The organism is Streptomyces sp. NPDC001536, assembly GCF_042894505.1.
Classification (GTDB): Bacteria; Actinomycetota; Actinomycetes; order Streptomycetales; family Streptomycetaceae; genus Streptomyces.
In genome coordinates this window covers 53777-78444 of record NZ_JBIAVQ010000017.1, presented here as the reverse complement: position 1 = coordinate 78444, position 24668 = coordinate 53777, and the positions used below count along the sequence as shown (strand labels likewise).

Below are 24668 nucleotides of genomic sequence, written 5' to 3'. Positions count from 1 at the left end.
CCCCACCCGTGACCGCCGAAGTCCCGACCGCCCCCGCCCTCGCCTACGGCCGGCTGATCCCCGTCACCGTCCACTTCGACGATCTGGACGCCCTCGGACTGCTCCACAACGCCCGCTACCCGCTCAAGGTCGAGCAGGCCTGGACCGAGCTGTGGCAGGAGCACGGCATCCACTTCGACGGCGACTGGGTCGCGGCCGGCGACGCCTGCAACGCGGTCAAGGAGCTGCGGATCAGCTACGAGGCCCCGGTCACCAGGACCGGCACCTACGCCGTCCACCTGTGGCTGGAGCGGCTCGGCACCACCGGTCTGACGTACGGCTTCCGCTTCTGCTCGCGGGACGGCTCGGTGACCTACGCGCAGGGCGCCCGTGTGCTGGTGCGGCTGGACTTCGAGACGATGCGCCCCGCGCCGTGGACCGAGCGGTTCAGGGCCGCCGGTCGGGAACTGCTGCGGCCGGCCGGCTGACCTTCGGACGGTCCCGGTCCCCGGCGCGCAGCACACCGGCGAAGGCCACGAGCCCGCTCGCCAGCACGGTCACCAGGACGAACGACACCAGCAGACTGGTCGCCTGCGCGATGGTGCCGATCGCGCTCGGGGCGACCAGGCCGGAGGTGTACGTGATGGTCGCGACGCCCGCGATCGCCAGACTGGGGTTGGAACCGCTGCGGCCGGCGGCGGCGAAGCACAGCGGCACGACCACCGCGATCCCCAGCCCCATCAGCGCGAACCCGGCCATCGCCACCGCCGGATGGTTCGCCAGGACGATGAGCAGCCCGCCGAGCACGGCCAGGACCCCGCTCGTGCGGACCGTGCGCACCGCGCCGTAGCGGTCCACGATCCGGTCGCCGGCGAGCCGCGCGATCGCCATGGTGAGCGTGAAGCCCGTGGTGCAGGCGGCCGCGAGCCCCGCCGAGGTCTCCAGCTGGTCCCGCAGATACACCGCCGACCAGTCCAGGCTGGCGCCCTCCGCGAACACCGCGCAGAAGCCGACCGCGCCGATGAGCAGGGCCGACTTCGGCGGCAGCGCGAACCGCGGCGGCGGCTCCTCGTCCTCGGTGGGCTGGAGGTCCAGCACCCAACGGCAGGCCAGCAGGCCGAGGAAGGTGAGCACGGCCGCCGCCAGCGCGTGATGCAGACGCGCGTCCGAGCCCAGATGGGCGGCGAGGGTGCCGGCCGCCGAGCCCACCAGGGCGCCCGCGCTCCACATGCCGTGCAGGCCGGACATGATCGACCGGTCGAGCCGGTTCTCGACCTCGACGCCGAGCGCGTTCATCGCCACGTCCGCCATACCGGCGGTGGCGCCGTACACGAACAGGGACAGGCACAGGGTCAGCAGATTCGGCGAGAGGGCCGGCAGCACCAGGGCCAGCGTCCACAGGGAGATCAGGCCGCGCAGGGCGTTCCGCGCGCCGAAACGGTGGCTGATGCTCCCCGCCAGCGGCATGGCCACGGAGGCGCCGAGCGCGGGGAACGCGAGGGCGAGGCCCAGCTGGCCCGCGCTCACCGAGGCGTGGTCCTGGATCCACGGGACACGGGTGGCGAACGAACCGGTGACGGCGCCGTGCACGGCGAAGACGGCGGCCACGGCGTACCGGGCGCGCTTCACCTGACGCTGGTCGTACTGCACTTCGCTCATTCTCCCCGCCCCTTCGCGGTCTCCGGTCCCCACCGGCGACGTAAACTATCAGGGTCCCTGCCTGATAGATAGTCGATGGAAGGCCGTCCTCGCGCAGCCCCTGGGGCCCGGCCGATCTGGAAGGATCCCGGCATGCCCGCATCCCCCAGCACCGCCCGGGCCATCAACGACCGGCTCGCCCTGCGACTGCTCCAGCAGGAAGGCCCGTTGACGGCAGGGCAGCTGAAGCAGCTGACCGGCCTGTCCCGCCCCACCGTCGCCGACCTGGTGGAACGCCTCATCGCCGCCGATCTGATCGAGGTGGTCGGGGAGTCGGGCGAGCAGCGCCGCGGACCGAACGCGAAGCTCTACGGCATCGTCGCGGACCTCGCCCATCTGGCGGCGCTCGACGTCCGCACCGAAGGCGTCTCCGTGCTCGTCTCGGACCTGCTGGGGCGCGTGCTGGCCGAGGCGTCGGTGCCGATCGGCGACGACACGGGGACGGGGCCGGCGGTCGAGCAGGCGGTGACGCTGGTCGAGCGCACGGCCAAGGAGGCGGGCGTGGACCGGCTGCACACCGTGGGCATCGGCGCGCCCGGCCTGATCGACCCGGTCACGGGCGAGCTCCGGAACTCCACCGGCCTGCCCGAATGGCACCGCCGTCTGGTCGCCGCCCTCCAGGAACGCCTCCCGCAGGCCCGTGTCCACGTCGAGAACGAGACCAACCTCGCGGCGCTGGCGGAACAGCGGGACGGGGCGGCGCGGGACCGGGACACGTTCGTGCTGCTGTGGCTGGGGCACGGCACGGGGGCCGCGGTGGTGCTGGACGGTTCCCTGCGCCGGGGCGCCTCCGGGGGGACGGGGGAGATCGGGTTCCTGCCGGTGCCGGGGACGCGGGGGCTGCCCTCGGCGACGGGGTGCGACGGGGGGTTCCACTCGTTGGCGGGGTCGGCGGCGGTCGCGGAGCTGGCGGGGGAGTACGGGGTGGCGGGCGCCGCCGCAGGTTCCGAGCCGCTCGCCGCGGCGCTGGTGAGGGCGGCTGTCGCGGAGCGGGCGGACGGCTTCCTGGACGCCCTGGCCGACCGGCTCGCCGTGGGTGTGTCGTCGGTCGTCGCGATCCTGGACCCCGGGTGTGTGGTCCTGGGAGGCGAGGTCGGGCAGGCGGGCGGGGGCGAACTCGCGGCGCGTGTGGAGGAGCGAGTTCGCCGTATGTCACCGCTGGCGACGGAGGTACGTCCGAGCCTCCTCGGCGGGGGTGCGGTGTCGCGCGGCGCTCTGCTGACGGCACGGGACCGCGCGCAGGACGAGCTGTTCGCGCCGCCCGAGCGTCAGTGACCCGGGGAACCGCGCGACCATCCCCACCGGCGCCCGCACTCAGCTGTGCTGCCGCGCCAGGTACTCCTCGAACGTCCCCTTCCCCACAGCCCGTTCCGGCGTCAGATGCCCACCCGCCCGGAACCCCTGGTACGCCTTGCCCGCCAACGGCACGTTCAGCACGGCCCGCCGACGCCCCGTCGCCTTCACATAGGCCCGGGCCAGCGACTCGAACGACCGCACCTCGGGGCCGCCCAGGTCCGCCACCCGCCCCGCGGGCGGCCCGGCCGCCAACTCGGCCAGCCGGTCCGCGACTTCGGCCACCTCGATCGGCTGGTCGCTCACCCCCGCGGGAAGCACGATGACCGGCGACTTGGCCATCGCCCGCAACACCCTCACCAGCAGATCGTGGAACTGCGTCGCCCGCAGCACGGTCCACCCCAGCCCCGACTCCTCGACCTGCTTCTCCACGGCGAGCTTGGACCGGTAGTACCCGAACGGCACCTGATCGACGCCGACGATCGAGATGTAGACCAGATGCCCCACCCCGGCCCGCCGCGCCGCCGCGATCAGGTTCGCGGCCGCCTTCTCGTCCCCGCCGGTCTGCGTGGACGCGCAGTGCACGACCGTGTCCACGCCGTCGAGCGCGGCGTCCAGCGCGGCACCCCCCTCGCGCAGGTCGACGGCGTACGGCTGGGCGTGCCGGCTGAGCACCCGCACCTCGTGCCCGCCCGCCCGCAGCCGTTCGGCGACGAGCCGGCCGAGGGTTCCGGTACCGCCGGTCACCAGGATCGTGGTCATGCTGTCAGCTCCTTCGGACGCCGGACGCTCCCCGGTGGAACGTCCTTCGTCAGCTGAGACCGCATACCCCGGTGAAATGTGACAGGCCCCTAGGGATGGGCGAGCTGACCGCGTACGAATTCCAGTTTGTCCGGGTTCAGTACGGCCCGCATGTCGCCGATCAACCCGTCCCGCACATCGAAGGTCACCAGGGCGGCGAGCGCCTCGCCCGCCCACATGGCGACCCCCGTCCCGCCGTTGACCTCCGCCGTGGTGAACCGCAGCCCCCGGCCCCACTTCTCGAACGCGCCCAGCAGGAAGCGGACGACCTTCTCGCGCCCCTCGACCGGCCGCAGGGCCGCGGACACCCTGCCGCCCCCGTCGCTCCACCAGGTCGCGTCGGCCGCGAGCAGTTTCTCCAGACCGACGAGGTCGCCTTCCCGGGACGCGGCGACGAACGAGGCGACCAGCGCCTCCTGCCGCTCGGGAGCGGCCACGAACCGCGACTCGGGTCCACCCACCCGCTGTACCGCCCTGCGGTGCAACTGACGGCAGTTGGCCTCACTCAGATCGAGTACGTCGGCGATCGCCCGGTATCCGTAGGCGAAGGCCTCCCGCAGCACGTACACCGCCCGCTCGGTCGGGGTGAGGCGCTCCAGCAGGACCAGCACCGCCATCGACACCGCGTCGCGCTGCTCGGCCGACTCCAGCGGGCCGAGCGTGCCGTCCGAGGTGACGACGGGCTCCGGCAGCCAGCTCCCGACGTAGCTCTCGCGCCGCGCCCTGGCCGAGGTCAGCCGGGTGAGGCAGAGATTGGTGACGACCTTCGCGAGCCACGCCCCGAGCTGCCCGATGGCGGCCCGGTCGGCGCCGCTGAAGCGCAGATAGGCGTCCTGGACGGTGTCCTCGGCCTCGTCCGCGGAGCCCAGCATGCGATAGGCCAGGCCGAACAGCCGGGGACGGTGGCTCTCGAACTCGTCGGCGATCGCGCTCGTCATGCGGGTCACCCTGCCATGTCCGGGTGATGAGGGACCCGGCGGCGGGCAAGGGCCGTCGTCACCGCCGCCGGGCCGTATGTGGAGATCCAAAAAGGACTAGACCAAAGAGTCCACCAGGTCGGGCGGGTTGAGAAGTCCAGTGACAGCACCTGTGAGCCACTCCACATCGCTCACCCGTATGGACCTCAATCAGCCGTGGCACACTGGCTCTGTACCTTAAAGCAGCGCACTCCGGGGTCGGTGAAAGTCCGAACCGGCGGTTACAGTCCGCGACCCGGTCACTTCCAGTGACCGGTTGACCAGGTGAAATTCCTGGACCGACGGTTAAAGTCCGGATGGGAGGCAGTGCGCGGCGGGCGGGCATTCGTGCGCGCCGCCGTATCTACTCGTCCACGCGGGCGGGTCTGTCCGGCGTCGCCCCCAGTGCTCCTGCTCGTTCATTCTGTCGTCATCGACAGCCCCGGAGTCCGTGCCCCGATGTGGCAGGAGGACCCGGGAAGTGTTCACCGGAATCGTCGAAGAGCTGGGCGAGATCACCGCCGTCGAGAACCTCGGCGACGCGTGTCGCTTCCGGCTGCGGGGCCCCGTCGTCACCGAGGGCGCGAAGCACGGTGACTCGATCGCCGTCAACGGCGTCTGCCTCACCGTCGTCGAGCACGAGGGCGACGAGTTCACCGCCGACGTCATGGCCGAGACCCTCGACCGCTCCAGCCTCGGCGCCCTCGCCGTCGGCTCCCGCGTCAACCTCGAACGCCCGACCGCCGTGGGCGCCCGGCTCGGCGGCCACATCGTGCAGGGCCATGTCGACGGCACCGGCCGGGTCCTGGAGCGCAAGCCCTCCGAGCACTGGGAGATCGTCAAGGTCTCCCTCCCCGCGGACCTCTCGCGCTACGTCGTGGAGAAGGGCTCCATCACCGTCGACGGCATCAGCCTCACCGTCGTCGACGCCGGCCCCGACTACTTCACCGTCAGCCTCATCCCGACCACCCTCGACCTGACCACGCTCGGCCACAAGCAGCCCGGCGACCCGGTCAACCTCGAGGTCGACGTCGTCGCCAAGTACGTCGAGCGGCTGCTCGCGAGCACGCAGGGAGCAGCCAAGTGAACTGGCTGAACTCCGAGGCGTTCACCGCCTTCGACCAGCACATCCTCTGGTCGGACATGATCGGCAACATCTTCGGCCTGATCGCCCTGCTCCTCGGCGGGCTGCGCTCCGTGTGGAACTGGCCGGTGCAGTTCCTCGCCGGCCTCATCCTCTTCGGCGCCTTCTTCGGCCACCTGACCGGCAGCGCGGGCAAGCAGGTGATCGTCATGATCGTCGCGCTTTACGGCTGGTGGCAGTGGAACCGCAGCAAGGGCCGATCGGCGGACGGCCACATCAGCCCGCGGTTCGCCACCTGGCGAGAGCGCGCGGCGATGGCCGGCGCGGCCGCCGCCGGCACCGTCGCGGTCGCCCTGCTCTTCAAGGCGTACCCGAGCCTGTCCTGGGACCCTTGGCCGGACGCCTACATCTTCGTCGGCACCATCGTCGCCATGTACGCCCAGGCGCGCGGCATGGTCGAGTTCTGGTTCGCCTGGCTCCTGGTCGACCTGGTCGGCGTCCCCCTCAACTTCGCCAACGGCTACGCCTTCTCCGGCTTCGTCTACGTCATCTACGGCGCGCTCGTCCTGTGGGGCATGCGCGACTGGTGGCTGCGCTCCCGCCAGGGCACGCGGCCCGCTCTGGAAGGAGCGCCGGCATGAGCACGGCACCGATCCTGTACAGCACGGACGGCATCGAGGACCTCACGCTCGACCCGATCGAGCAGGCCATCGCCGACATCGCCGCCGGCCGCCCGATCGTCGTGGTCGACGACGAGGACCGGGAGAACGAGGGCGACCTCGTCATCGCCGCCGAGAAGGCGACGCCCGAGATCGTCGCCTTCATGATGAGCGAGTGCCGTGGCCTGATCTGCGCCCCCATGGAGGGCGAGGAGCTGGAGCGCCTCGAACTGCCGCAGATGGTCGCGGACAACACCGAGTCGATGAAGACCGCGTTCACCGTCTCCGTGGACGCCTCCGCCGCCCACGGGGTGAGCACCGGCATCTCGGCCGCCGACCGCGCCACCACGCTCCAGCTGCTGGCGAGCGGCGACGCCCAACCCACCGACTTCGTGCGCCCCGGCCACATCTTCCCGCTCCGCGCCAAGGCCGGCGGCGTCCTCACGCGCAACGGCCACACCGAGGCCGCCGTCGACCTCGCCCGGCTCGCGGGCCTGCGCCCGGCCGGCGCCATCGTGGAGATCGCCGGCGAGGACGGGCACATGCTGCGGCTGCCCGAACTGATCCCGTTCGCCCGCAAGCACGGCCTGACGATCATCTCCATCGAGGACCTGATCGCCTACCGCCGGACCGCCGAACCCACCGTCCGCCGCGAGGCCGAGGTCCACCTCCCCACCTCCCACGGCGAGTTCACGGCGTACGGCTACCGCTCCACCGTCGACGGCGTCGAGCACGTCGCCCTCGTCCACGGCGAGATCGGCGACGGCGAGGACGTCCTGGTGCGCGTCCACTCCGAGTGCCTGACCGGCGACATCTTCGGCTCCGCGCGCTGCGACTGCGGACCCCAGCTGGACGCCTCCCTGGAGCGCATACAGGACGAGGGCAGGGGAGTGGTGGTCTATCTGCGCGGCCACGAGGGGCGCGGCATCGGCCTGGTCTCCAAGCTGCGCGCCTACGAGCTCCAGGAGCGCGGCCGCGACACCCTCGACGCCAACCTGGAACTCGGCCTGCCCGCCGACGCCCGGGACTACGGAGCGGGCGCCCAGATCCTGGAGGACCTCGGGGTGCGCAGCGTGCGTCTGATGACCAACAACCCCGACAAGTCCGACGCCCTTCTGCGCCACGGACTCAAGGTCAACGGCCGGGAGCCGATGCCGGTACAGGCGGGCGAGCACAACCTCACCTACCTGCGCACCAAGCGCGACCGGATGGGACACGACCTGCCCTGGCTGGACACGGCCGCGGCGGCGTCGACGTCCACCTGCAGCAACCAGTGACGAGGAGATCAGAGAACGTGAGCGGCAAGGGTGCACCGGAGCTGTCCGTACGCAATGTGGGTGACCTGCGGGTCGCCGTCATCGCGGCGCAGTGGCACGAGAAGGTGATGGACGGTCTGGTGGACGGCGCCCTGCGCGCCCTGCACGACCTGGGGATCGACGAGCCGACCCTCCTGCGGGTCCCCGGCAGCTGGGAGCTCCCGGTCGTCGCCAAGGTCCTCGCGGGCCGCGGCTACGACGCGATCGTCGCCCTCGGCGTCGTGATCCGTGGCGGCACCCCCCACTTCGAGTACGTGTGCCAGGGCGTGACCCAGGGCCTCACCCAGGTCTCCGTCGAGACCGGCGTCCCCGTCGGCATGGGCGTGCTGACCTGCGACACCGAGGAACAGGCCCTGGACCGGGCGGGCATCGAGGGTTCCAACGAGGACAAGGGGCACGAGGCGGTGACGGCGGCGGTGGCCACCGCGGCCACCCTCCGCTCAGTATCTGAACCGTGGCGCTGACGGAACCCGGGTGTGGCATAGGCTGAGCGTCACCATGTCCAATAAGACGTTCGAGGAGCTCTTCACCGAGCTCCAGCAGAAGGCCGCCACCGGCGACCCCGCCACTTCCCGCACCGCAGAGCTGGTCGGCAAGGGCGTCCATGCCATCGGCAAGAAGGTCGTCGAAGAGGCCGCCGAGGTCTGGATGGCCGCCGAGTACGAGGGCAAGGAGGCGGCCGCCGAGGAGATCTCGCAGCTGCTGTACCACGTCCAGGTGATGATGGTCGCCCGCGGAATCTCGCTGGACGACGTCTACGCCCACCTCTGAGCCGTACCCGCACCCCATTCCCGCACGAAAAGAAGGAAGCTCGCCTCATGCTGCGCATCGCCGTCCCCAACAAGGGTTCCCTGTCAGGCCCTGCGGCGGAGATGCTGCATGAGGCCGGCTACCAGCAGCGCCGGGAGTCCAAGGAGCTGCGGATCGTCGACCCGGTCAACGAGGTCGAGTTCTTCTACCTCCGCCCCCGTGACATCGCGATCTACGTCTCCTCCGGCCGCCTCGACATCGGCATCACCGGCCGGGACCTGCTGATCGACTCCGGAGCGAAGGCCGAGGAGATCCTCCCGCTCGGCTTCGCCCGCTCCACCTTCCGCTTCGCCGCCAAGCCGGGCACGGCGACCGGCGTCGAGGACCTCAAGGGCAAGACGGTCGCCACCTCCTACGAGGGCATCGTCGAGGGCCACCTCGCCGACAGCGGCGTCGACGCCTCCGTCGTCCACCTCGACGGCGCCGTCGAGACCGCCATCGAGCTCGGTGTCGCCGAGGTCATCGCGGACGTCGTCGAGACCGGCACCTCGCTGCGCAACGCGGGCCTGGAGGTCTTCGGCGAGCCGATCATGAAGTCCGAGGCGGTCGTGATCCGCCGCGTGGACGCCGACACCTCCTCGGAGAACGAGCCCAAGGTGCAGCAGTTCCTGCGCCGCCTCCAGGGCGTCCTCGTGGCCCGGACGTACGTGATGATGGACTACGACTGCCGCGTCGAGCAGCTGGAGAAGGCCGTCGCCCTCACACCCGGCCTGGAGTCCCCGACCGTCTCCCCGCTGCACAACGAGGGCTGGGTCGCCGTCCGTGCGATGGTCCCGGCCAAGGAAGCGCAGCGGATCATGGACGACCTGTACGACATCGGAGCGCGGGCCATCCTGACGACGTCCATCCACGCCTGCCGTCTCTGAAGGACCGCGCAGCCATGTCCGACGCTCCCACCCTCCCCGTCACCTTCCGGCCGGGCCGCACCCGGGCCGTCCTGCTCACCGCCGCCGTCGCGCTCTTCGTGGTCATCACGGTGATCGCGCTGCTGCTGGAGAAGCTCGGCCCCGGTGAGCGCCTGAGCTTCGTCTTCACCGCGGCGCTCCTGGCCGGTGTGCTGGCCCTGCTCGCTCGCGTGAAGGTGGTCGCCGACGAGTCCGGCGTCACCGTCGTGAACATCGCCGGCAAGCGGCATCTCGACTGGGCCGAGATCGTCCAGGTCAATCTCCGGCCGGGCGACCCCTGGGTCTTCCTCAACCTCACCGACGGCACCAGCCTGCCCGCCCTCGGCATCCAGCCCGGTATCGCCAAGCAGCAGGCCATCGCCGACGCCCGCGCCCTGCGGTCGCTCGTCGAGTCCCACAGCCCGGGGGATCTGCCGTAGATGGCCATGTCTTGATTAATCTGTTGGCGGAGGCGTTTTCGTGGCGCCTCCGCCGCTGATGTTCCCCCCGGTCTTCAGAGGCCCACTGCTATCCGAGGAGTGATTCCCTCCAGCGATGGACGGATCGTCCTGTAGTACCTGCGCCGCCCCCTCCCGACATCACGAGGCGGCGGCATGACCATCCCCCTGCTGCTCCTGGCGGCTGCCTTCCTGCTGATTCTCGCCAACGGCTTCTTCGTGGCCGCCGAGTTCGGCCTTGTCACGGTCGAGCGACCGGACGCCGAGAAGGCCGCCGCCGAGGGTGACAAGCGAGCCCGTACGGTCGTCGAGTCGCTCAAGGAGCTCTCCTTCCAGCTCTCCGGCACCCAGCTCGGCATCACCATCACCTCCCTCGTCGTCGGCATGCTCGCCGAACCGGCGCTCGCGGAGCTGCTGCACGGCCCGTTCACCGCGGTCGGCGTCCCCGAGGGAGCCGTCTCCGGTGTCACCGTGGTCGTCGGCATGCTGCTGGCCTCCGCCGTGCAGATGGTGATCGGCGAACTCGTGCCCAAGAACTGGGCGGTGTCCAAGCCCCTCCAGGTCGCGCGCTTCGTCGCAGGCCCGCAGCACGCCTTCGCGCGCCTGTTCCGCCCGGTCATCGCCGCGCTGAACGCCGTCGCCAACCGACTGGTCCGCGCCATGGGCGTCGAGCCCACCGACGAACTGGCCTCCGCCCGCACCCCCGGCGAACTCGTCTCCCTGGCCCGGCACTCGGCGCAGGCCGGCGCCCTGGAACAGGACACCGCCGACCTCTTCGTACGGACCCTGTCGCTGGCCGAGCTGACCGCGCAGCACGTCATGACCCCGCGCGTGAAGGTCAGTTCGCTCCAGGTGTCCGCGACCGCCGAGGATGTGGTCAACCTGACCCGCGCCACCGGCCTGTCCCGCTTCCCCGTCTACCGGGAGAAGATCGACGAGATCGTCGGCATGGCCCACCTCAAGGACGCCCTGGCCGTCCCGACCCACGACCGGCTCCGTACCCCGGTCGGCAGGATCGCCCGCCCGGCCCTGCTGGTCCCGGAGACCCTCCCGGTCCAGCCGCTGCTGGCCCGGCTGCGCAGCGAGCAGCCCATCGCCGTCGTCGTCGACGAGTACGGCGGTACGGCCGGGGTGGTCACCCTGGAGGACATCGTCGAGGAGATCGTCGGCGAGGTCCGCGACGAGCACGACGGTCTGGACGTCCCCGAGATCGCCGCCGCCCCGTCGGAGGACGGCAGGCCCGCCTGGGACGCCGACGGCAGCTGCCGTGTCGACATCCTCCAGCGCATAGGCCTCGACGTGCCCGAGGGACCGTACGAGACGGTCGCCGGGCTCGTCGCCGACCTGCTCGGCCGGATCCCGGCCGTGGGCGACCGGGCCGAACTCCCCGGCTGGCGGCTCTCGGTACGCCAGGTCGGGCACTACCGCGCCGAGCGCGTACGACTGGTCAGAACGGCCCCCGCGGTTGTGGAGGCCGCCCGATGAGCGTGCTCCAACTCCTGTTCGCCGCGCTGCTCGTGCTCGCCAACGGCTTCTTCGTCGGCGCCGAGTTCGCCCTCGTGTCCGTCCGGCGCAGCCAGATCGAACCGCTCGGCACGGCCCGGGCCCGTCAGGTGCTGTACGGCCTGGAGCGGCTGCCGCAGATGATGGCCGCGGCCCAGTTCGGTATCACTGTCTGCTCGCTGACCCTGGGCGCGGTGGCCGAACCGACCGTCGCCAAGCTCCTTGAGCCGGTCTTCGAGTGGGTCCACATGCCGCACGGCGTGATCCACCCGCTCGGCTATGTCATCGCGCTTGCCGCGGTGGTCTTCTTCCACCTCGTCATCGGCGAGATGGTCCCGAAGAACCTCGCGATGGCCGCCCCGGAGAAGGCCGCGCTGTGGCTGAGTCCCGGCCTGGTCGCCTTCGCCCGGGTCTGCAAGCCGATCACCATCGCCCTCGGCGCCTGCGCCCAGGGCATCCTGCGTCTCTTCCGTGTCGAGCCCAAGGACGAGGTCGAGGCGGTCTTCACCAGCGAGCAGCTCAACCGGCTCGTGGAGGACGCCGGCCAGGCGGGCCTGCTGGACCCGGAGGAGCAGGAGCGCCTCGAGGACGCCCTGGAACTGGGCTCCCGCCCGGTCACGGACGTCCTGCTGAAGCGTGAGTCACTGGTGACGGTGGGCCCCTCGGTCACACCGGGCCAGGTCGTGGAGCTCACGGCCCGCACCGGCTACTCCCGCTTCCCGGTGGTGGCCGAGAACGGCGCCTTCATGGGCTATCTGCATGTGAAGGACGTACTGGACCTGGAGGAATCGGAGCGGGCGGTACCCCAGCAGCTCTGGCGCCCGATGACGACCCTGCGGTCCGAACTCCCCCTGGACGACGCCCTGACCGTCATGCGCCGAGCGGCCACACACCTGGCCCAGGTGGCGGACGCTTCCGGCAAGGTCCTGGGCCTGGCGGCCCTGGAGGACGTACTGGAACTCCTGGTGGGCGAGGTGACGGACCCGGACCACCGCGAGACGCCGCCGCATCCGAGGATGGCGGAGCCGAAGGAAGCGGTGGCGAGCTGACGCAGGCTGCACCCCGCGCCCCGCAGGGGGCGCGGGGAACTGCGCGAGCAACCACGGACTACTCGCACCCGCCGACGAACCGGGAGCTCCCGGGCTCGTAGGCGTCCCTCACATCGCCGAGGGGTCCTGCGGCCCACGCCCGGACAGCACTTCCCCGTACGCCTGCATCAGATCCGGCAGTCGCAGAGTCGACAAGTCGTCCCGAGTCAACATCCCCGGGTACGTGGACAACCGCAGATCCCGATACGCACAGCTCTTCTCGTACAGCGTCCGCAGGAACCGTCCGTTCCCCAGCTCGTCGATCCACCCCTGGTCCACCACATGCCCGGCGATCGACCGCAGTTCGTCGAGAGCCTCCTCGTCCCACACGTCACCGTTCTCATGGGCCAACACCTCGCCGATGGAGGTGAGTTCGAGGGGCCGGTACGAGGGGAAGTCCACCCGGGTGGTGAAGCGGGAGGACAGCCCGGGGTTGGCGGCGAGGAGCCGGTCCATGCCCTCGGGGTAACCGGCGAGGATGACGACCAGGTGGTCCCGGTTGTCCTCCGCCCGCTTCAGCAGCACCTGCAAGGCTTCGTCGCCGTACGCGTCGCCCTTGCCGTAACCGGAGTTGGAGAGCGAGTACGCCTCGTCCACGAAGAGCACCCCGCCGATCGCGGAGTCGATGAGCTCGTTGGCCTTCACGGCGGTCTGCCCGAGGTACTCGCCGACGAGGTCGGCGCGCTGGGCCTCCACGAGGTGGTCGCCGCCGAGCAGTCCGAGGGCGTAGAAGACACGGCCGAGGATGCGGGCGACGGTGGTCTTGCCGGTGCCCGAGGGGCCGGAGAAGACGAAGTGCCGTTTGGGCGGCTGGACCGGCAGACCCTGCCCGGCGCGCAGCCGCGCCATGTTCAGCTGCGCCGACAAGGCCTTGACCTGGCGTTTCACCGGCTCCAGGCCCACCATGCGCTCGAGTTCGGTGAGCGCCTCCTCCAGTAAGACGGGGTCGGTGGGACCGGCGGGCAGCGCCTGTGTCGGGACGGTCTTCTCGCGCACCGAGGGGTCGGACACCGAGGGCAGCGGGCCGACGGGCGGCAGGTCGGGGTCGGAGAACTTGAGGTCACGTCCGTCGGCGCCGCCGAAGAGCGGGTCGAGTCCGTCCGGTCCCTCCAGGACGTCCTGGGCGCCGGAGAGCGCGATCGAGGCGAGGTCCGCCGCGGCGTCGTCGTAGCCGTCGCCCTCGGCGATCGCCGCGAGCCGGGCCGAGGTGTCCATGAAGGCCGGGTCGACGCGGTGCACCGCACGGTAGAGGGGGAGGGCGGCGGCGGAGCGGCCGGTGCCCTCGTGGGCGCGGGCGAGCCAGTAGCGCAGCTCCTTGCGCTGGGGCTGTTCGCTGCGACAGCGCATCAGAGCCGCCGACAGGAGCGGCTCCGCCTGTCCGTACATCTCCAGGCGCACCCGGGCCATGCCGCCGAACAGACCCGCCTCGATGCCCAGCAGGGAATCGTCGATGAGCGGGTCGGTGTGCCGGACGAGCTGGTCCCAGTCCTTGACCAGATAGGCGCGACAGGCGTGCAGGAAGCGCACCTGGGCGTCGGTGTCCACGGGCGGCAGGCTCGCGAGGGCCCGGTCCAGCTCCGGGACATGGCGTCCGTCCAGCCAGTGCGAGGCGTGCGCGAGCAGCAGGTCGCGCGGGCTCTCCAGCACGGGCTGCACCCACCAGCCCAGCCAGTACCAGGAGTTGAGGGTGCGGCGGTGCCGGGCGCGCTGTTCCCCGAACCGCTCCCGGTGCCGGAACATCCGCAGCAGCGCGGTCGTCGTGTCGACGCGCAACGCGTGCAGCCCGAGCCAGCCGTCGGCCATCCCCGGGTCCATCCGCACCGCGGCGCGGAACTCCTCCTCCGCCTGCGGATAGGCGCCCATCGTGTAGGCATCCACACCTCGCAGCCAGGCGAGGTCGGCCGGGGCCTGCGGGCCCTGCGTGCCGAAGTCCATCACGTCCCCCACAAACCGTGCCCCCGTTGGTTGGTCACCGGGCCGTCGCCCGCCGACCGCCTTGATCGAACCGCCTTGCTGCGGACCGGAGTTGCGACGGTGCGCAGAGCTGCCCGTCCGTAGGTCGCACCGAGGGCATCGTACCTGCGGGGGTGGGGCCCGCCGAAGGGTGCCGCACAGGCCGTTTGGCGAGGTGGGAGCAGACGGGGCGCACACACGATGGTGACCGAGGGTGAGCGAATCGCGGCTCGTAGCGCCCGGAGAGGGAGTTGAGGGCAGAACGAAGCCCCCGATCACGGGGGAACAACCGGGGGCTTCGCGTCTGAGGGCGGCTGCGAAAGGCCGCACATTCAGAACGTAAGTCCTGTACGGCCCCCCGGTCAAGCCGAGTTGAAGCACTCCGGGAAGTTCGGACGCAAGGGTCTTCACAAGTTCAGCACACAGCGGATGGTCCGTCACCCAGAGTGATGTCGAAGTCCGGTCCAACCGTCCCGACAGGCCCCGGGAGTACCTCGTACCCCTTCTGTCCCTGCCGAACCAGAAGATCGGCGTACGGGCGCGAGGGGTCCTCGGCGAAGTGTGCGGCCTCGGCCCGGACCCACCCGGCCCAGAACTCCCGCTGTTCCTCCCCGTCCCTCGACCGGCCACGGGTCCAGGACTCCTCGTGGGGCAACTCCATCCACAGCAGCCGTGCCAGGTGCGGGCGCAGTGCGCGGCGGCCCGCGCCGACGCCCTCGACGAGGACCACGGGGGCCGCCGGGAGGGCGAGGGGCGGGCCGAAGCGGCGGGTGTGCCAGTCGTAGGGGGCGTAATGGGCGGTCTCGCCGTGGCTCAGCGGCTCGATCACCTGGGTCAGCAGCCGGTCGGTCCAGCCGAACAGCTCGTCGTGGCTGGCGATGTCGTCGAGGTGCAGCACCGGCGCGTCGTCCAGTGCGGCCGCCAACCGTCCGGCGAAGGTGGACTTTCCGGAGCCGGCGTGACCGTCGACGGCGATGAGACGGACCGGGCCGCAGGACGGCGGGAGGTCGCGGAGGCGGTCGGCGAGGGCACGCATGGCCGGTTCCTGGAGCTTTCACGAGTGCGACGGGGAGCGATCAGCACTCTAGCGGCGGTGCGGGCGGAAGCCGTCGCAGGTCATGCCAGTGGTCCAGTCCCATATTCGTGGGCGTGGCATGGCCCGAAGTGCTGGCAGGAGCGTGCGGCTTTGGCCATAGTTGGCGCACAACCGTGCAGTGGACCTGCCCAGACTCGGACAACTTGGGGGTCATTCCGCCCATGAGCAGAGCCGAACAGCCGTCCCGCAGAACCGTCCTGGCCGCCGCCGTCGCCGCGGCGGTGGCCGGTGCGGCGAGCCCGGCGGCCGCCGCCGACGACGTGAGCGACGCGGACACCGGCCGGGCCGCCCCGGCCCGCCTCGTCGACAACCGCTTCTGGACCACGTACACCGACTGGCGCTCCGGCAGTGCGAAGGGCGCCCGTGCCGTCGCCGGTGCCCGGCCCGGCGTGGTGATCGGCGCCGCCGCGGGCAGCGTCGACTACACGGACCCGCACACCGGGAAGACGGCCGCCTGGGAGTACGCCACCTGGACGTCCCCCGTCCACAAGCTCGCCGTCCCCGCCACCGAGGCGATCGCGTCCTGGAACGCGCACACCCCGGACGGCACCTGGCTCCAGGTCGAGCTGAAGGGCACCTACTCCGACGGCACGGACACCCCCTGGTACGTCATGGGCCGCTGGGCCGCCGGCGACCAGGACATCCGGCGGACCTCGGTCGACGACCAGACCGACGACAAGAGCAGCGTCTGGACGGACACCTTCGCCGTCGACGACCCGGCGACGGGCCTGCGCCTCACCTCGTACCGTCTGCGCCTGACCCTCTACCGCAAGCCGGGTACCAAGAAGACCCCCACCGTGTGGCGGCTCGGCGCGATGGGCTCCGACATCCCGGACCGCTTCACCGTCCCGGCCTCCACGCCAGGCCTCGCCCAGGAGCTGATCGTCCCGCGCTACTCGCAGGAGATCCACGCCGGTCAGTACCCGGAGTACGACAACGGCGGCGAGGCCTGGTGCAGCCCCACCTCCTCGCAGATGATCATCGAGTACTGGGGCGGCCGGCTCACCCCGGAGCAGCTCGCCTGGGTCGACCCGACCTACGCCGATCCGCAGGTCTGTCACGCGGCCCGGTACACGTTCGACTACCAGTACGAGGGCTGCGGGAACTGGCCGTTCAACGCGGCCTACGCGGCCACCTTCGACGACCTCCAGGGCGTGGTCACCCGGCTCGGCTCCCTCACCGACCTGGAGACGCTGATCGCGGCCGGTATCCCGGCCATAACGTCCCAGTCCTTCCTCAAGGAGGAGTTGACGGGCGCGGGTTACGGCACCTCCGGCCATCTGATGACCGTGATCGGCTTCACCGCCGACGGCGACGTGATCGCCAACGACCCGGCCTCGCCCAGCGACGAGGCGGTGCGGCGGGTCTACAAGCGGGCCGAGTGGGAGAAGATCTGGCTCCGCACCAAGCGGTACAACGCCAGCGGCAAGGTCGTCTCCGGCACCGGAGGGGTCTGCTACCTCTACTTCCCGGCGAAGTCGACCGCACGGCAGTGCAAGGCTCTCGCGGCGGTGGGCGTGCGCTGAGTCACACCCCAGACGGGACGAGGCCCCGGTAAACCGGGGCCTTTCCGCTGTGACCGACGTCTCTGCCGCAAAAGCCCTGCTCGGTGGCAAGGTGGACACATGACTGCGAACTCAGCCACCGCCACCCGCGTCCGCACCGGCGGACCCAAGGAAGACGGCCCGAAGGCCTTCGAACACGTCATGGGCTGGACCCTCGTCGTGGTGGTCGCGATGCTCGTGACGCAGCTCGGCCTGCTGTGACCTGACCCATAGTTGACCTGACATACTGCGGGTGTCCCGCCCCGTTGAGACCAGGGTCGAAATTGAATATCAGCCAGCAGCGCGACGGTGCCCGTCCCAAGGCGCGCGGAACTGATCGTTCGGTTGCGCGCCGAGCCGAACTCATCGCGATCGGGCGGAGGTTGTTCGCCGACAGGTCCTACGACGCGCTCTCGATGGACGACATCGCCCGCCAGGCGCATGTCGCCAAAGGGCTGATCTACTACTACTTCCAGTCCAAGCGGGGCTACTACCTGGCCATCATCCAGGACTCCGTCGCCGACCTGGTCACCTTCGCGGCGAGCGGCATTCAGCTGCCCCAGGTGGACCGGGTCCAGCGCACGATCGACAGCTATCTGCGCTTCGCCGAGCACAACCAGGCCGCGTACCGCACCGTCGTCAGCGGCGGAGTCGGCTTCGACGCCGAGGTGCACGCCATCCGGGACAGTGTGCGTGAGGCGATCGTCGCGACCATCGCCGACGGGGCGTACGGCCGTACCGACATCTCGGCGCTGGCCCGCATGGGCCTGTTCGCCTGGGTGTGCAGCGTCGAGGGCGCCACACTCGACTGGATCGACCGCCCGGCCCAGCTCTCCCGTGACACCATGCGCGAACTCCTGGTGAAGACGCTCGGCGCCTCCATGCGCGCGATCGAGGAACTGGACCCCGCCTTCCCGGCCCCCGCCCCGGCCCGCCGGGACGCCTGACCCCGGACGACGGAGAGGGCGGAGGGCTCGTGGTCCCCCCGCCCCGAGTCCCTCTCGGGACCGACTAGTTGATCGCCTTGATCAGTTCACCGCCCGAGGTGTCCCCGCTCAGCTCCCAGAAGAACGTGCCGCCCAGCCCCTGCTGGTTCTTGTAGGCCATCTTCGTGGCGATGGTCGACGGGGTGTCGTAACTCCACCAGTTGCTGCCGCACTTGGCGTACGCCGTGCCGCCCACCGTGCCGGTCGCCGGGCACTTCGTCTTGAGCACCTTGTAGTCCTCGAAGCCCGCCTCGTACGTCCCCGCCGCCGGACCGGTCGCCGTGCCGCCCGGTGCCGACTGGGTGACGCCGGTCCAGCCGCGCCCGTAGAAGCCGAGGCCGAGCAGCAGCTTCGAGGCCGGGACACCGAGGCCCTTGAGCTTCGCGATGGTCGCCGAGGTGTGGTAACCCGCCTGCGGGATACCGCTGTACGAGGTGAGCGCCGAGTGCGGAGCCGTCGGCCCGGTCGCGGCCCAGGCGCCGAAGTAGTCGTAGGTCATCGGGTTGTACCAGTTGACGTACTGCGCCGCGCCCGCGTAGTCCGCCGCGTCGATCTTGCCGCCCGGGGTGGCGTCGGCCGTGATCGCCGCGGTGACCAGGTTGCCGGTGCCGAACTTGGCCCGCAGCGCCGACATCAGGTTCTTGAAGGCCGCCCGGCCGCTGGTGTCGCAGGTGTTGCCGCAGGCGTTCGGGTACTCCCAGTCGATGTCGATGCCGTCGAAGACATCGGCCCACTTGGAGTTCTCGACCAGGTCGTAGCAGGACTGCGCGAACGCGGCCGGGTTCTTCGCGGCCTCGCCGAAGCCGCTGGACCAGGTCCAGCCGCCGAAGGACCAGATGACCTTCAGACCCGGGTGCTTCTTCTTCAGCTCACGCAGCTGGTTGAAGTTGCCGCGCAGTGGCTGGTCCCACGTGTCGGCGACGCCGTCCACGGACTCGGCGGCGGTGTAGGTCCGCTCGGTCGCCGCGTAGGAGTCGCCCATCGCGCACTTGCCGCCGGTGACGTTGCCGAAGGCGTAGTTGATGTGGGTGAGCCTCGCCGCGGAGCCGGAGGTCTCGATGTTCTTGACGTAGTACTTGCGGTCGTAGGTGCCCCATTCGGTGAAGTAGCCGACGACCTTGGAGCCGGCCTTCACCGCGGGCTTCGCCGCTGGTTCGGCGGTCGCGGTGCCCGCGCCGGCGAGCAGCCCGGCACCGAGGACCGCGCAACACGCGGCGGACAGAAGCGCCCGGAACCGGGCGCGGGGACGAGGGGAGTCGTGCATCGGGTGTCTCCTCGTGGGGGGTGAGGGAACGGGCGCCGATTGGCATGGACGCGGTAAAGCGGTGGTTCGGAACAGTAGGAGGACTAGACCAGTCCGTCAATGGTTCGGACCAATTTCGCGGGCTGGTGGACTCCGGGTCGATTTCCTGAAGTAAGCGGTCGTTAACTGGTGACTCGATGGCTCCGATCGGGCATACTCACAGCGCAGAGCCGCTGGTCAACAGCTTCCGAGACCCGGAAGTGCGACCATCGGCCCAGCCCTCAGCAAGACCCGGCGGAGCCGCCCCCATCCAAAGGCGCACGCCGATGTGCCCTACACAGGGAGGAGAGCGTCGCCATGCCCGACCGCGCCCCGCAGCCGGTGGACCGTCAACTGCCCACGGACGAGGCCCGGGAGCTGATCTCACTCGTCCGCGACATCGCGCAGCAGGAGATCGCCCCGAAGGCGGCCGAGGAGGAGGACGCCGGACGCTTCCCGCGTGAGGTGTTCACCCTGCTCTCGCGGTCCGGACTGCTCGGACTGCCCTACGACTCCGAGTACGGCGGCGGTGACCAGCCCTACGAGGTCTACCTCCAGGTCCTCGAGGAGCTCGCCGCGGCCCGGCTCACCGTCGGCCTCGGTGTCAGCGTCCACACCCTCGCCTCCTACGCCCTCGCGGCCTACGGCACCAAGGAGCAGCAGGTCGAGCATCTGCCCGCGATGCTCGGCGGCGGACTGCTCGGCGCGTACTGCCTGTCCGAGGCCTCGTCCGGTTCCGACGCCGCGAGCCTGCGGACCAAGGCCGTACGGGACGGTGACGACTGGGTGATCACCGGGACCAAGGCCTGGATCACGCACGGCGGAATCGCCGACTTCTACACCGTCATGGCGCGGACCGGTGAGGAGGGCGCCCGCGGGATCACCGCCTTCCTCGTGCCCGGCGACGCCGAGGGGCTGAGCGGGGCGGCGCCGGAGAAGAAGATGGGCATGAAGGGCTCGCCCACCGCCCAGGTTCATCTCGACGGCGTGCGCGTGTCCGACGACCGGCGCCTCGGCGAGGAGGGGCAGGGCTTCGCGATCGCCCTGTCCGCGCTCGACTCCGGACGGCTCGGCATCGCGGCCTGCGCGATCGGGGTGGCGCAGGCGGCGCTGGACCACGCGGTGGCGTACGCGACCGAGCGACGGCAGTTCGGAAAGGCGATCGCCGACTTCCAGGGACTGCGCTTCATGCTCGCCGACATGGCGACCCAGATCGAGGCGGGCCGCGCGCTGTACCTGGCGGCGGCGCGGCTGCGGGACGCCGGCCGGCCGTTCGCCAAGCAGGCCGCGATGGCCAAGCTGCACTGCACCGACACCGCGATGAAGGTCACCACCGACGCCGTCCAGGTCCTCGGCGGATACGGCTACACCGCGGACTTCCCGGTCGAGCGCTATATGCGCGAGGCCAAGGTCCTCCAGATCGTCGAGGGCACCAATCAGATCCAGCGGATGGTCATCGCCCGTCACCTAGCGGGTCCGGAGACGCGCTGAACTGACCCGGCCTGACCTGCGGCGCCGCGAGCCGGGCCCATTCCGGGTCGTGGCGCCCCGGCAGGGTCCGGCCCCGGTCGGCCCAGGTGCGCAGCAGATCCCGGTAGATGGGCGGGTCCTGCGGCGGCGGAACCGATTCTGCGGGTGGCGGCACGAACACCCGGCGCTGACGCCCGGTCGCCGAAAATGTGGGGGTCATACCAGGGCAACGCGGTGACGGCCGGGCAGGTCACCCGCCGACGGAATCGACCGTGAGTTCACCGACGTCGTGCGGCACGTATCTGGCCACCTGCGACGGTCTGACGTACCGTCAGCCCAGCCGCCTCCAGGGAGGTCCGCCGTGGCCGACGACCGTCCCGTACCGCTCGACGAGTACCCCGTGCACCAGGTGCCGCTCTCCATGAAGCACGTGGCGACGGGGGACCGGAACGCCTACGACCGGTGCATCTTCCACGTCCTCGATCACCAGGGGCGGGCGCTGCTGATCGCGGGGCTCGGGGTGTACCCGAACCTGGGGGTGATCGACGCGTACGCGACGCTGCGGGTGGGGGACACCCTGCACGCGGTGCGGGCCTCGGACGCCCTCGGCGAGGACCGGATGCGGCTCGTGGTGGGGCCGCTGAGGATCGAGGTCGAGCAGCCGCTGCACCGTCTGCGCCTCGTCTGCGACGACGACTCGTTGTCCTACGACCTGACCTGGACCGCCGCGTTCCCCGCCCTGTGGGAACCCCACCACGTGCAGCGCCGGGGCGGCCGGCTCACCCTGGAAGGGCGTCGCTTCGTCCAGGCGGGCGGCGTGGCGGGCTCCGTGCGCGCCGGCGGCGAGGAGTTCCGTGTCACCCCCACGGAGTGGACCGGCACCCGCGACCGCAGCTGGGGCGTCCGACCCGTCCCCGGCGAGGAAGGCGGCCGACTCGCCGAGGAGCATCCCACCGAGGGCTTCCACTGGCTCTGGTGCCCCGTCCGCTTCGAGGACCGCTTCCTGATGGTGATCGTCCAGGAGGACGCCGACGGCTACCGCGTCCTCAACGACGCCACCCTCGTCCGCCCCGGCCACCCCGACCGCCAACTCGGCTGGCCCCAGCCCGAGATCACCTACCGCTCCGGCACCCGCCACCCCGAACGCGCCCTCGTCCACCTCGGCGACGTGCGCAAACCGCGGGAGCTGGAGGTCGAGATCCTCACCTCCTCCCCGCTGGCGATCGGCGCCGGCTACCCGCCGGCCGACGACTGGCAGCACGGCACCTGGCGCGGCCACGGCTGGACCGACCGGCGCACCTACGACCTCACGCTGCCGCACACTCTGGCCGCGTACGGCGTCACCGACCATGCCGCCCGCTTCCGCCTCGACGGCCGGACCGGCCACGGCATCTTCGAGCACGGCTCGTTCGGACGGCACGACCCGAGCGGGTTCACCGGCTTCGACTCGGTCGCACCGTGAGCCGGCTGTCACAAGGGGGTTGACCACATGACGACGGCACCTCGCCCGCGCACCAGCACCCGCGACCCGGAGGACATCGCACGCCACCTCACCGCCTGGCTCGGCACCCGCCTGCCCGGCGCCAAGGCCGTCGGTGTCACCGTCCCCGCGTCCAACGGCATGTCCAGCGAGACCCTGCTCTTCGACATCGAGCACCCCGAACCCCCGTTGCGCGCCTGCGCGTTGCGGCTCGCCGCGGATCCGGCGGCGTACACCGTCTTCCCGGTGTACGACATGGTCCGCCAGTACCGCACGATGCGTGTCGTGGGGGAGCGCTCGGACCTGCCCGTGCCGAAGGTGCTGTGGCTGGAGGAGGACCCGGGCCCGCTCGGCGCGCCCTTCTTCGTCATGGAGCGCGTCGAGGGGCGGGTGCCGCCGGACGTCATGCCCTACACATACGAGGGCAACTGGCTGCACGCGGCGAGCGACGCCGAGCGCGAGCGCCTGGAGGCGGCCTCGGTAGGCCTGTTGGCCCGACTGCACGACCAAGTGCCTGTGCGGGACGCCGAGTTCCTCGCGTTTCCCGGCGAGGGCGATGCCCTGCGCCGACACGTCGCCGCCCAACGCGCGTACTACGAATGGGTCGTCGACGGCGTCGCCCGCTCACCCCTCATCGAGGAAGCCTTCGACCGGCTGGACCACCTCTGGCCCGCCGACCCCGGCACTGAGGTCCTCAACTGGGGTGACGCGCGCATCGGGAACGTCGTCTACGACGGATTCGAACCCGCCGCCGTCCTCGACTGGGAGATGGCGGCACTCGCCCCGCGCGAGGTGGACCTCGGCTGGACGATCTACCTGCACCGCTTCTTCCAGGACCTGACGGTCGCCTTCGGGCAGCCCGGCCTGCCGGACTTCTTCCGCCGCGACCGGGTGGAGGAGCGTTACGCCCAACTCACCGGCCACACACCGCGGGACATGGACTTCCACACGCTGTACGCAGCCCTGCGGCACGCCGTCGTCATGCTGCGTGTCGCCTATCGGCAGGTGTACTTCGGTGAGGCGGTCGTCCCGGCGGACCCGGACACACTGATCCTGCACCACGGCAGCCTGCGAGCCATGGTGCAGGGCAGCTACTGGGATTGAGCGAGGCGGTTTCCGCTACCGGGACGCGCTCAGGCGGCGTGGCGCCGCATGACGGGGACCCTGATGGGGCGCGAGCCCGGTCCGCCGACGTGCGAGAAGGGCTGGGTCCGCCAGTCGAGCCCCTGAGGGAGCGTCAACAGCAGGGCGGTGTCCTGCTCCTGGGGCTCCAGGTCCTCGTCCGCGGCACGCGCCTCGGAGGCGAGGCGGCCGGTGCCGGCGCAGACCGTGAGCCCGAACGGGTTCCAGGGCGAGACGCACAGCGCGTGCTCCGGCAAGACCTCCTCGTCCGCCAGCAGCGCGATGGGCTGCGCGCAGTCCGGGCAGACCACCCGGAACATCTCGAAGGTGTCGTACGCGTCGAGTTCGTCGTCGAGGGCGTCGGGTTCGACGCCCTCCGGCTCGGGCTCGGCGACCGCCTGGAGTCGCTTGGGTGCGGTACGACCAGGGCGCTTAAGACTCTGCATTGGGTTCTCCCCCTCGGGCTGGGCCGTGAAAGGCGCTGCGGCCTCGACCACAGCAAGCACTTCCCGCCCCGTCTCGGCGGTAATCACGAGAACATCACGGAGACTGTTCGGGCACTGTGGCGTTCGTCACATGCCGCTTGCAGATGCCCCGGGCGGCCGCTTTGTCCCTCAGATGGCTCACAGGTAGCTCTCGGCCACATCACGAACCGGGTATGACCTGCGCCGCTCAGGTATCCGAGGAGATCAAGGGCACTGTAGGTTCTTGCGCCATGGAGGAGCTGGACCGTCAGATCGTGCAGCTGCTCGTCAAGGACGGGCGGATGAGTTACACAGACCTCGGCAAGGCCACGGGCCTGTCCACGTCGGCCGTGCACCAGCGGGTGCGCCGGCTGGAGCAGCGTGGCGTCATCCGCGGGTACGCCGCCGTCGTGGACCCCGAGGCCGTCGGGCTGCCCATGACCGCGTTCATCTCGGTGAAACCGTTCGATCCCAGTGCGCCGGACGACATCGCCGAGCGGCTTGCCGGGGTGCCGGAGATCGAGGCCTGCCACAGTGTCGCGGGCGACGAGAACTACATCCTCAAGGTGCGGGTGGCCACGCCGCACGAGCTGGAGGAGTTGCTGGCTCGGTTGCGGTCGCTGGCGGGGGTGTCGACGCGGACGACGGTGGTGCTGTCGACCCCGTATGAGGCTCGCCCACCGAGGATTTGAGGGGCGTTTCGTCGGCGAGTGCGGGTTGTCTGTGGCTGGTCGCGCAGTTC

Annotated in this window: 25 protein-coding genes and 1 riboswitch; of the genes, 18 read left to right on the top strand and 7 right to left on the bottom strand. The window is 70.8% G+C overall.

Annotation, left to right across the window (positions count from 1 at the left end; translation table 11 throughout):
* The first annotated feature begins 8 nt into the window (after positions 1 to 8).
* Positions 9 to 467, top strand: a complete 459-nt coding sequence (locus ACFY0U_RS36855; RefSeq protein ID WP_388643363.1) for an acyl-CoA thioesterase — start codon at positions 9 to 11, stop codon at positions 465 to 467.
* Here ACFY0U_RS36855 and ACFY0U_RS36850 read toward each other — a convergent pair.
* Positions 427 to 1638 (bottom strand): MFS transporter, encoded by a 1212-nt coding sequence (locus ACFY0U_RS36850; RefSeq protein ID WP_388643360.1) that lies wholly within the window; start codon positions 1636 to 1638, stop codon positions 427 to 429. The genes ACFY0U_RS36855 and ACFY0U_RS36850 overlap by 41 nt on opposite strands.
* Positions 1639 to 1770: 132 nt before the next feature.
* Between ACFY0U_RS36850 and ACFY0U_RS36845 the strand changes: the two genes are divergently transcribed.
* Positions 1771 to 2952 (top strand): ROK family transcriptional regulator, encoded by a 1182-nt coding sequence (locus ACFY0U_RS36845; protein ID WP_388643359.1) that lies wholly within the window; start codon positions 1771 to 1773, stop codon positions 2950 to 2952.
* A gap of 39 nt (positions 2953 to 2991) precedes the next feature.
* Here the strand turns inward: ACFY0U_RS36845 and ACFY0U_RS36840 are convergent, their stop codons facing one another.
* Both ACFY0U_RS36840 and ACFY0U_RS36835 read right to left on the bottom strand, forming a co-directional pair.
* Positions 2992 to 3732: an SDR family oxidoreductase gene (locus tag ACFY0U_RS36840; protein ID WP_388643357.1), complete on the bottom strand. Its 741-nt coding sequence runs from the start codon at positions 3730 to 3732 to the stop codon at positions 2992 to 2994.
* Between the two features lie 89 nt (positions 3733 to 3821).
* Positions 3822 to 4709 carry an RNA polymerase sigma-70 factor gene (locus tag ACFY0U_RS36835; RefSeq protein ID WP_388643354.1) on the bottom strand — a complete coding sequence of 296 codons (888 nt, stop codon included), beginning with the start codon at positions 4707 to 4709 and terminating at the stop codon, positions 3822 to 3824.
* A gap of 222 nt (positions 4710 to 4931) precedes the next feature.
* A riboswitch (FMN riboswitch) is annotated at positions 4932 to 5062 on the top strand.
* A gap of 146 nt (positions 5063 to 5208) precedes the next feature.
* Between ACFY0U_RS36835 and ACFY0U_RS36830 the strand changes: the two genes are divergently transcribed.
* The 9 genes from ACFY0U_RS36830 (at position 5209) to ACFY0U_RS36790 (ending at position 12490) form a co-directional block, all read left to right on the top strand.
* Positions 5209 to 5814 carry a riboflavin synthase gene (locus ACFY0U_RS36830; protein ID WP_388643351.1) on the top strand — a complete coding sequence of 202 codons (606 nt, stop codon included), beginning with the start codon at positions 5209 to 5211 and terminating at the stop codon, positions 5812 to 5814.
* Positions 5811 to 6452 carry a nicotinamide riboside transporter PnuC gene (locus tag ACFY0U_RS36825; RefSeq protein ID WP_388643349.1) on the top strand — a complete coding sequence of 214 codons (642 nt, stop codon included), beginning with the start codon at positions 5811 to 5813 and terminating at the stop codon, positions 6450 to 6452. Before ACFY0U_RS36830 ends, ACFY0U_RS36825 begins: the two co-directional genes overlap by 4 nt.
* Entirely contained in the window at positions 6449 to 7747 is a 1299-nt protein-coding gene (locus ACFY0U_RS36820) for a bifunctional 3,4-dihydroxy-2-butanone-4-phosphate synthase/GTP cyclohydrolase II (protein WP_388643346.1), read from the top strand. The genes ACFY0U_RS36825 and ACFY0U_RS36820 overlap by 4 nt, the downstream gene beginning before the upstream one ends.
* A gap of 17 nt (positions 7748 to 7764) precedes the next feature.
* The gene (gene ribH / locus ACFY0U_RS36815; protein WP_030613284.1) at positions 7765 to 8250 is read left to right on the top strand and encodes a 6,7-dimethyl-8-ribityllumazine synthase; all 486 of its coding nucleotides are present in this window, start codon (positions 7765 to 7767) and stop codon (positions 8248 to 8250) included.
* Positions 8251 to 8284: 34 nt separating this feature from the next.
* Complete coding sequence (locus ACFY0U_RS36810; protein ID WP_018534786.1) at positions 8285 to 8557, top strand: phosphoribosyl-ATP diphosphatase; 273 nt, start codon at positions 8285 to 8287, stop codon at positions 8555 to 8557.
* Positions 8558 to 8604: 47 nt separating this feature from the next.
* A complete protein-coding gene (gene hisG, locus ACFY0U_RS36805) occupies positions 8605 to 9462 on the top strand; it encodes an ATP phosphoribosyltransferase (protein ID WP_388643343.1) in 858 nt (285 codons plus the stop codon).
* Between the two features lie 14 nt (positions 9463 to 9476).
* Positions 9477 to 9920, top strand: coding sequence for a PH domain-containing protein (locus tag ACFY0U_RS36800; protein ID WP_388643341.1), 444 nt, complete (start codon positions 9477 to 9479; stop codon positions 9918 to 9920).
* A gap of 174 nt (positions 9921 to 10094) precedes the next feature.
* On the top strand, positions 10095 to 11423 hold the full coding sequence (locus ACFY0U_RS36795; RefSeq protein WP_388643339.1) for a hemolysin family protein: 1329 nt from the start codon (positions 10095 to 10097) through the stop codon (positions 11421 to 11423).
* Positions 11420 to 12490, top strand: coding sequence for a hemolysin family protein (locus ACFY0U_RS36790; protein ID WP_388643338.1), 1071 nt, complete (start codon positions 11420 to 11422; stop codon positions 12488 to 12490). The genes ACFY0U_RS36795 and ACFY0U_RS36790 overlap by 4 nt, the downstream gene beginning before the upstream one ends.
* A 108-nt stretch (positions 12491 to 12598) precedes the next feature.
* On the opposite strand, the gene ACFY0U_RS36785 is transcribed toward ACFY0U_RS36790, so the two are convergent.
* Positions 12599 to 14464 carry an AAA family ATPase gene (locus ACFY0U_RS36785; RefSeq protein WP_388643335.1) on the bottom strand — a complete coding sequence of 622 codons (1866 nt, stop codon included), beginning with the start codon at positions 14462 to 14464 and terminating at the stop codon, positions 12599 to 12601.
* A 433-nt stretch (positions 14465 to 14897) separates the two neighbouring features.
* Complete coding sequence (locus tag ACFY0U_RS36780; protein WP_388643332.1) at positions 14898 to 15518, bottom strand: uridine kinase; 621 nt, start codon at positions 15516 to 15518, stop codon at positions 14898 to 14900.
* 221 nt (positions 15519 to 15739) lie between these two features.
* On the opposite strand from ACFY0U_RS36780, the gene ACFY0U_RS36775 reads away from it, so the two are divergent.
* The 3 genes from ACFY0U_RS36775 to ACFY0U_RS36765 all read left to right on the top strand — a co-directional run bounded on the left by ACFY0U_RS36775 (position 15740) and on the right by ACFY0U_RS36765 (position 18069).
* Positions 15740 to 17104: a peptidase C39 family protein gene (locus ACFY0U_RS36775; RefSeq protein ID WP_388643330.1), complete on the top strand. Its 1365-nt coding sequence runs from the start codon at positions 15740 to 15742 to the stop codon at positions 17102 to 17104.
* A gap of 99 nt (positions 17105 to 17203) precedes the next feature.
* Positions 17204 to 17344, top strand: coding sequence for an SCO1431 family membrane protein (locus ACFY0U_RS36770; RefSeq protein ID WP_388643327.1), 141 nt, complete (start codon positions 17204 to 17206; stop codon positions 17342 to 17344).
* Between the two features lie 62 nt (positions 17345 to 17406).
* Complete coding sequence (locus ACFY0U_RS36765) at positions 17407 to 18069, top strand: TetR/AcrR family transcriptional regulator (protein ID WP_388643325.1); 663 nt, start codon at positions 17407 to 17409, stop codon at positions 18067 to 18069.
* A gap of 64 nt (positions 18070 to 18133) precedes the next feature.
* On the opposite strand, the gene ACFY0U_RS36760 is transcribed toward ACFY0U_RS36765, so the two are convergent.
* Positions 18134 to 19372 (bottom strand): glycoside hydrolase family 18 protein, encoded by a 1239-nt coding sequence (locus ACFY0U_RS36760; protein ID WP_388643323.1) that lies wholly within the window; start codon positions 19370 to 19372, stop codon positions 18134 to 18136.
* Between the two features lie 336 nt (positions 19373 to 19708).
* On the opposite strand from ACFY0U_RS36760, the gene ACFY0U_RS36755 reads away from it, so the two are divergent.
* The 3 genes from ACFY0U_RS36755 to ACFY0U_RS36745 all read left to right on the top strand — a co-directional run bounded on the left by ACFY0U_RS36755 (position 19709) and on the right by ACFY0U_RS36745 (position 23444).
* Entirely contained in the window at positions 19709 to 20881 is a 1173-nt protein-coding gene (locus ACFY0U_RS36755; protein ID WP_388643320.1) for an acyl-CoA dehydrogenase family protein, read from the top strand.
* 340 nt (positions 20882 to 21221) lie between these two features.
* Entirely contained in the window at positions 21222 to 22322 is a 1101-nt protein-coding gene (locus ACFY0U_RS36750) for a hypothetical protein (protein WP_388643317.1), read from the top strand.
* Positions 22323 to 22349: 27 nt separating this feature from the next.
* A complete protein-coding gene (locus tag ACFY0U_RS36745; RefSeq protein ID WP_388643314.1) occupies positions 22350 to 23444 on the top strand; it encodes a phosphotransferase family protein in 1095 nt (364 codons plus the stop codon).
* A gap of 29 nt (positions 23445 to 23473) precedes the next feature.
* Here ACFY0U_RS36745 and ACFY0U_RS36740 read toward each other — a convergent pair whose 3' ends face one another.
* Positions 23474 to 23908 carry a hypothetical protein gene (locus ACFY0U_RS36740; RefSeq protein ID WP_388643313.1) on the bottom strand — a complete coding sequence of 145 codons (435 nt, stop codon included), beginning with the start codon at positions 23906 to 23908 and terminating at the stop codon, positions 23474 to 23476.
* Between the two features lie 269 nt (positions 23909 to 24177).
* Between ACFY0U_RS36740 and ACFY0U_RS36735 the strand changes: the two genes are divergently transcribed.
* Positions 24178 to 24618, top strand: a complete 441-nt coding sequence (locus tag ACFY0U_RS36735) for an Lrp/AsnC family transcriptional regulator (protein WP_030677853.1) — start codon at positions 24178 to 24180, stop codon at positions 24616 to 24618.
* The last annotated feature ends 50 nt before the right edge of the window (positions 24619 to 24668 follow it).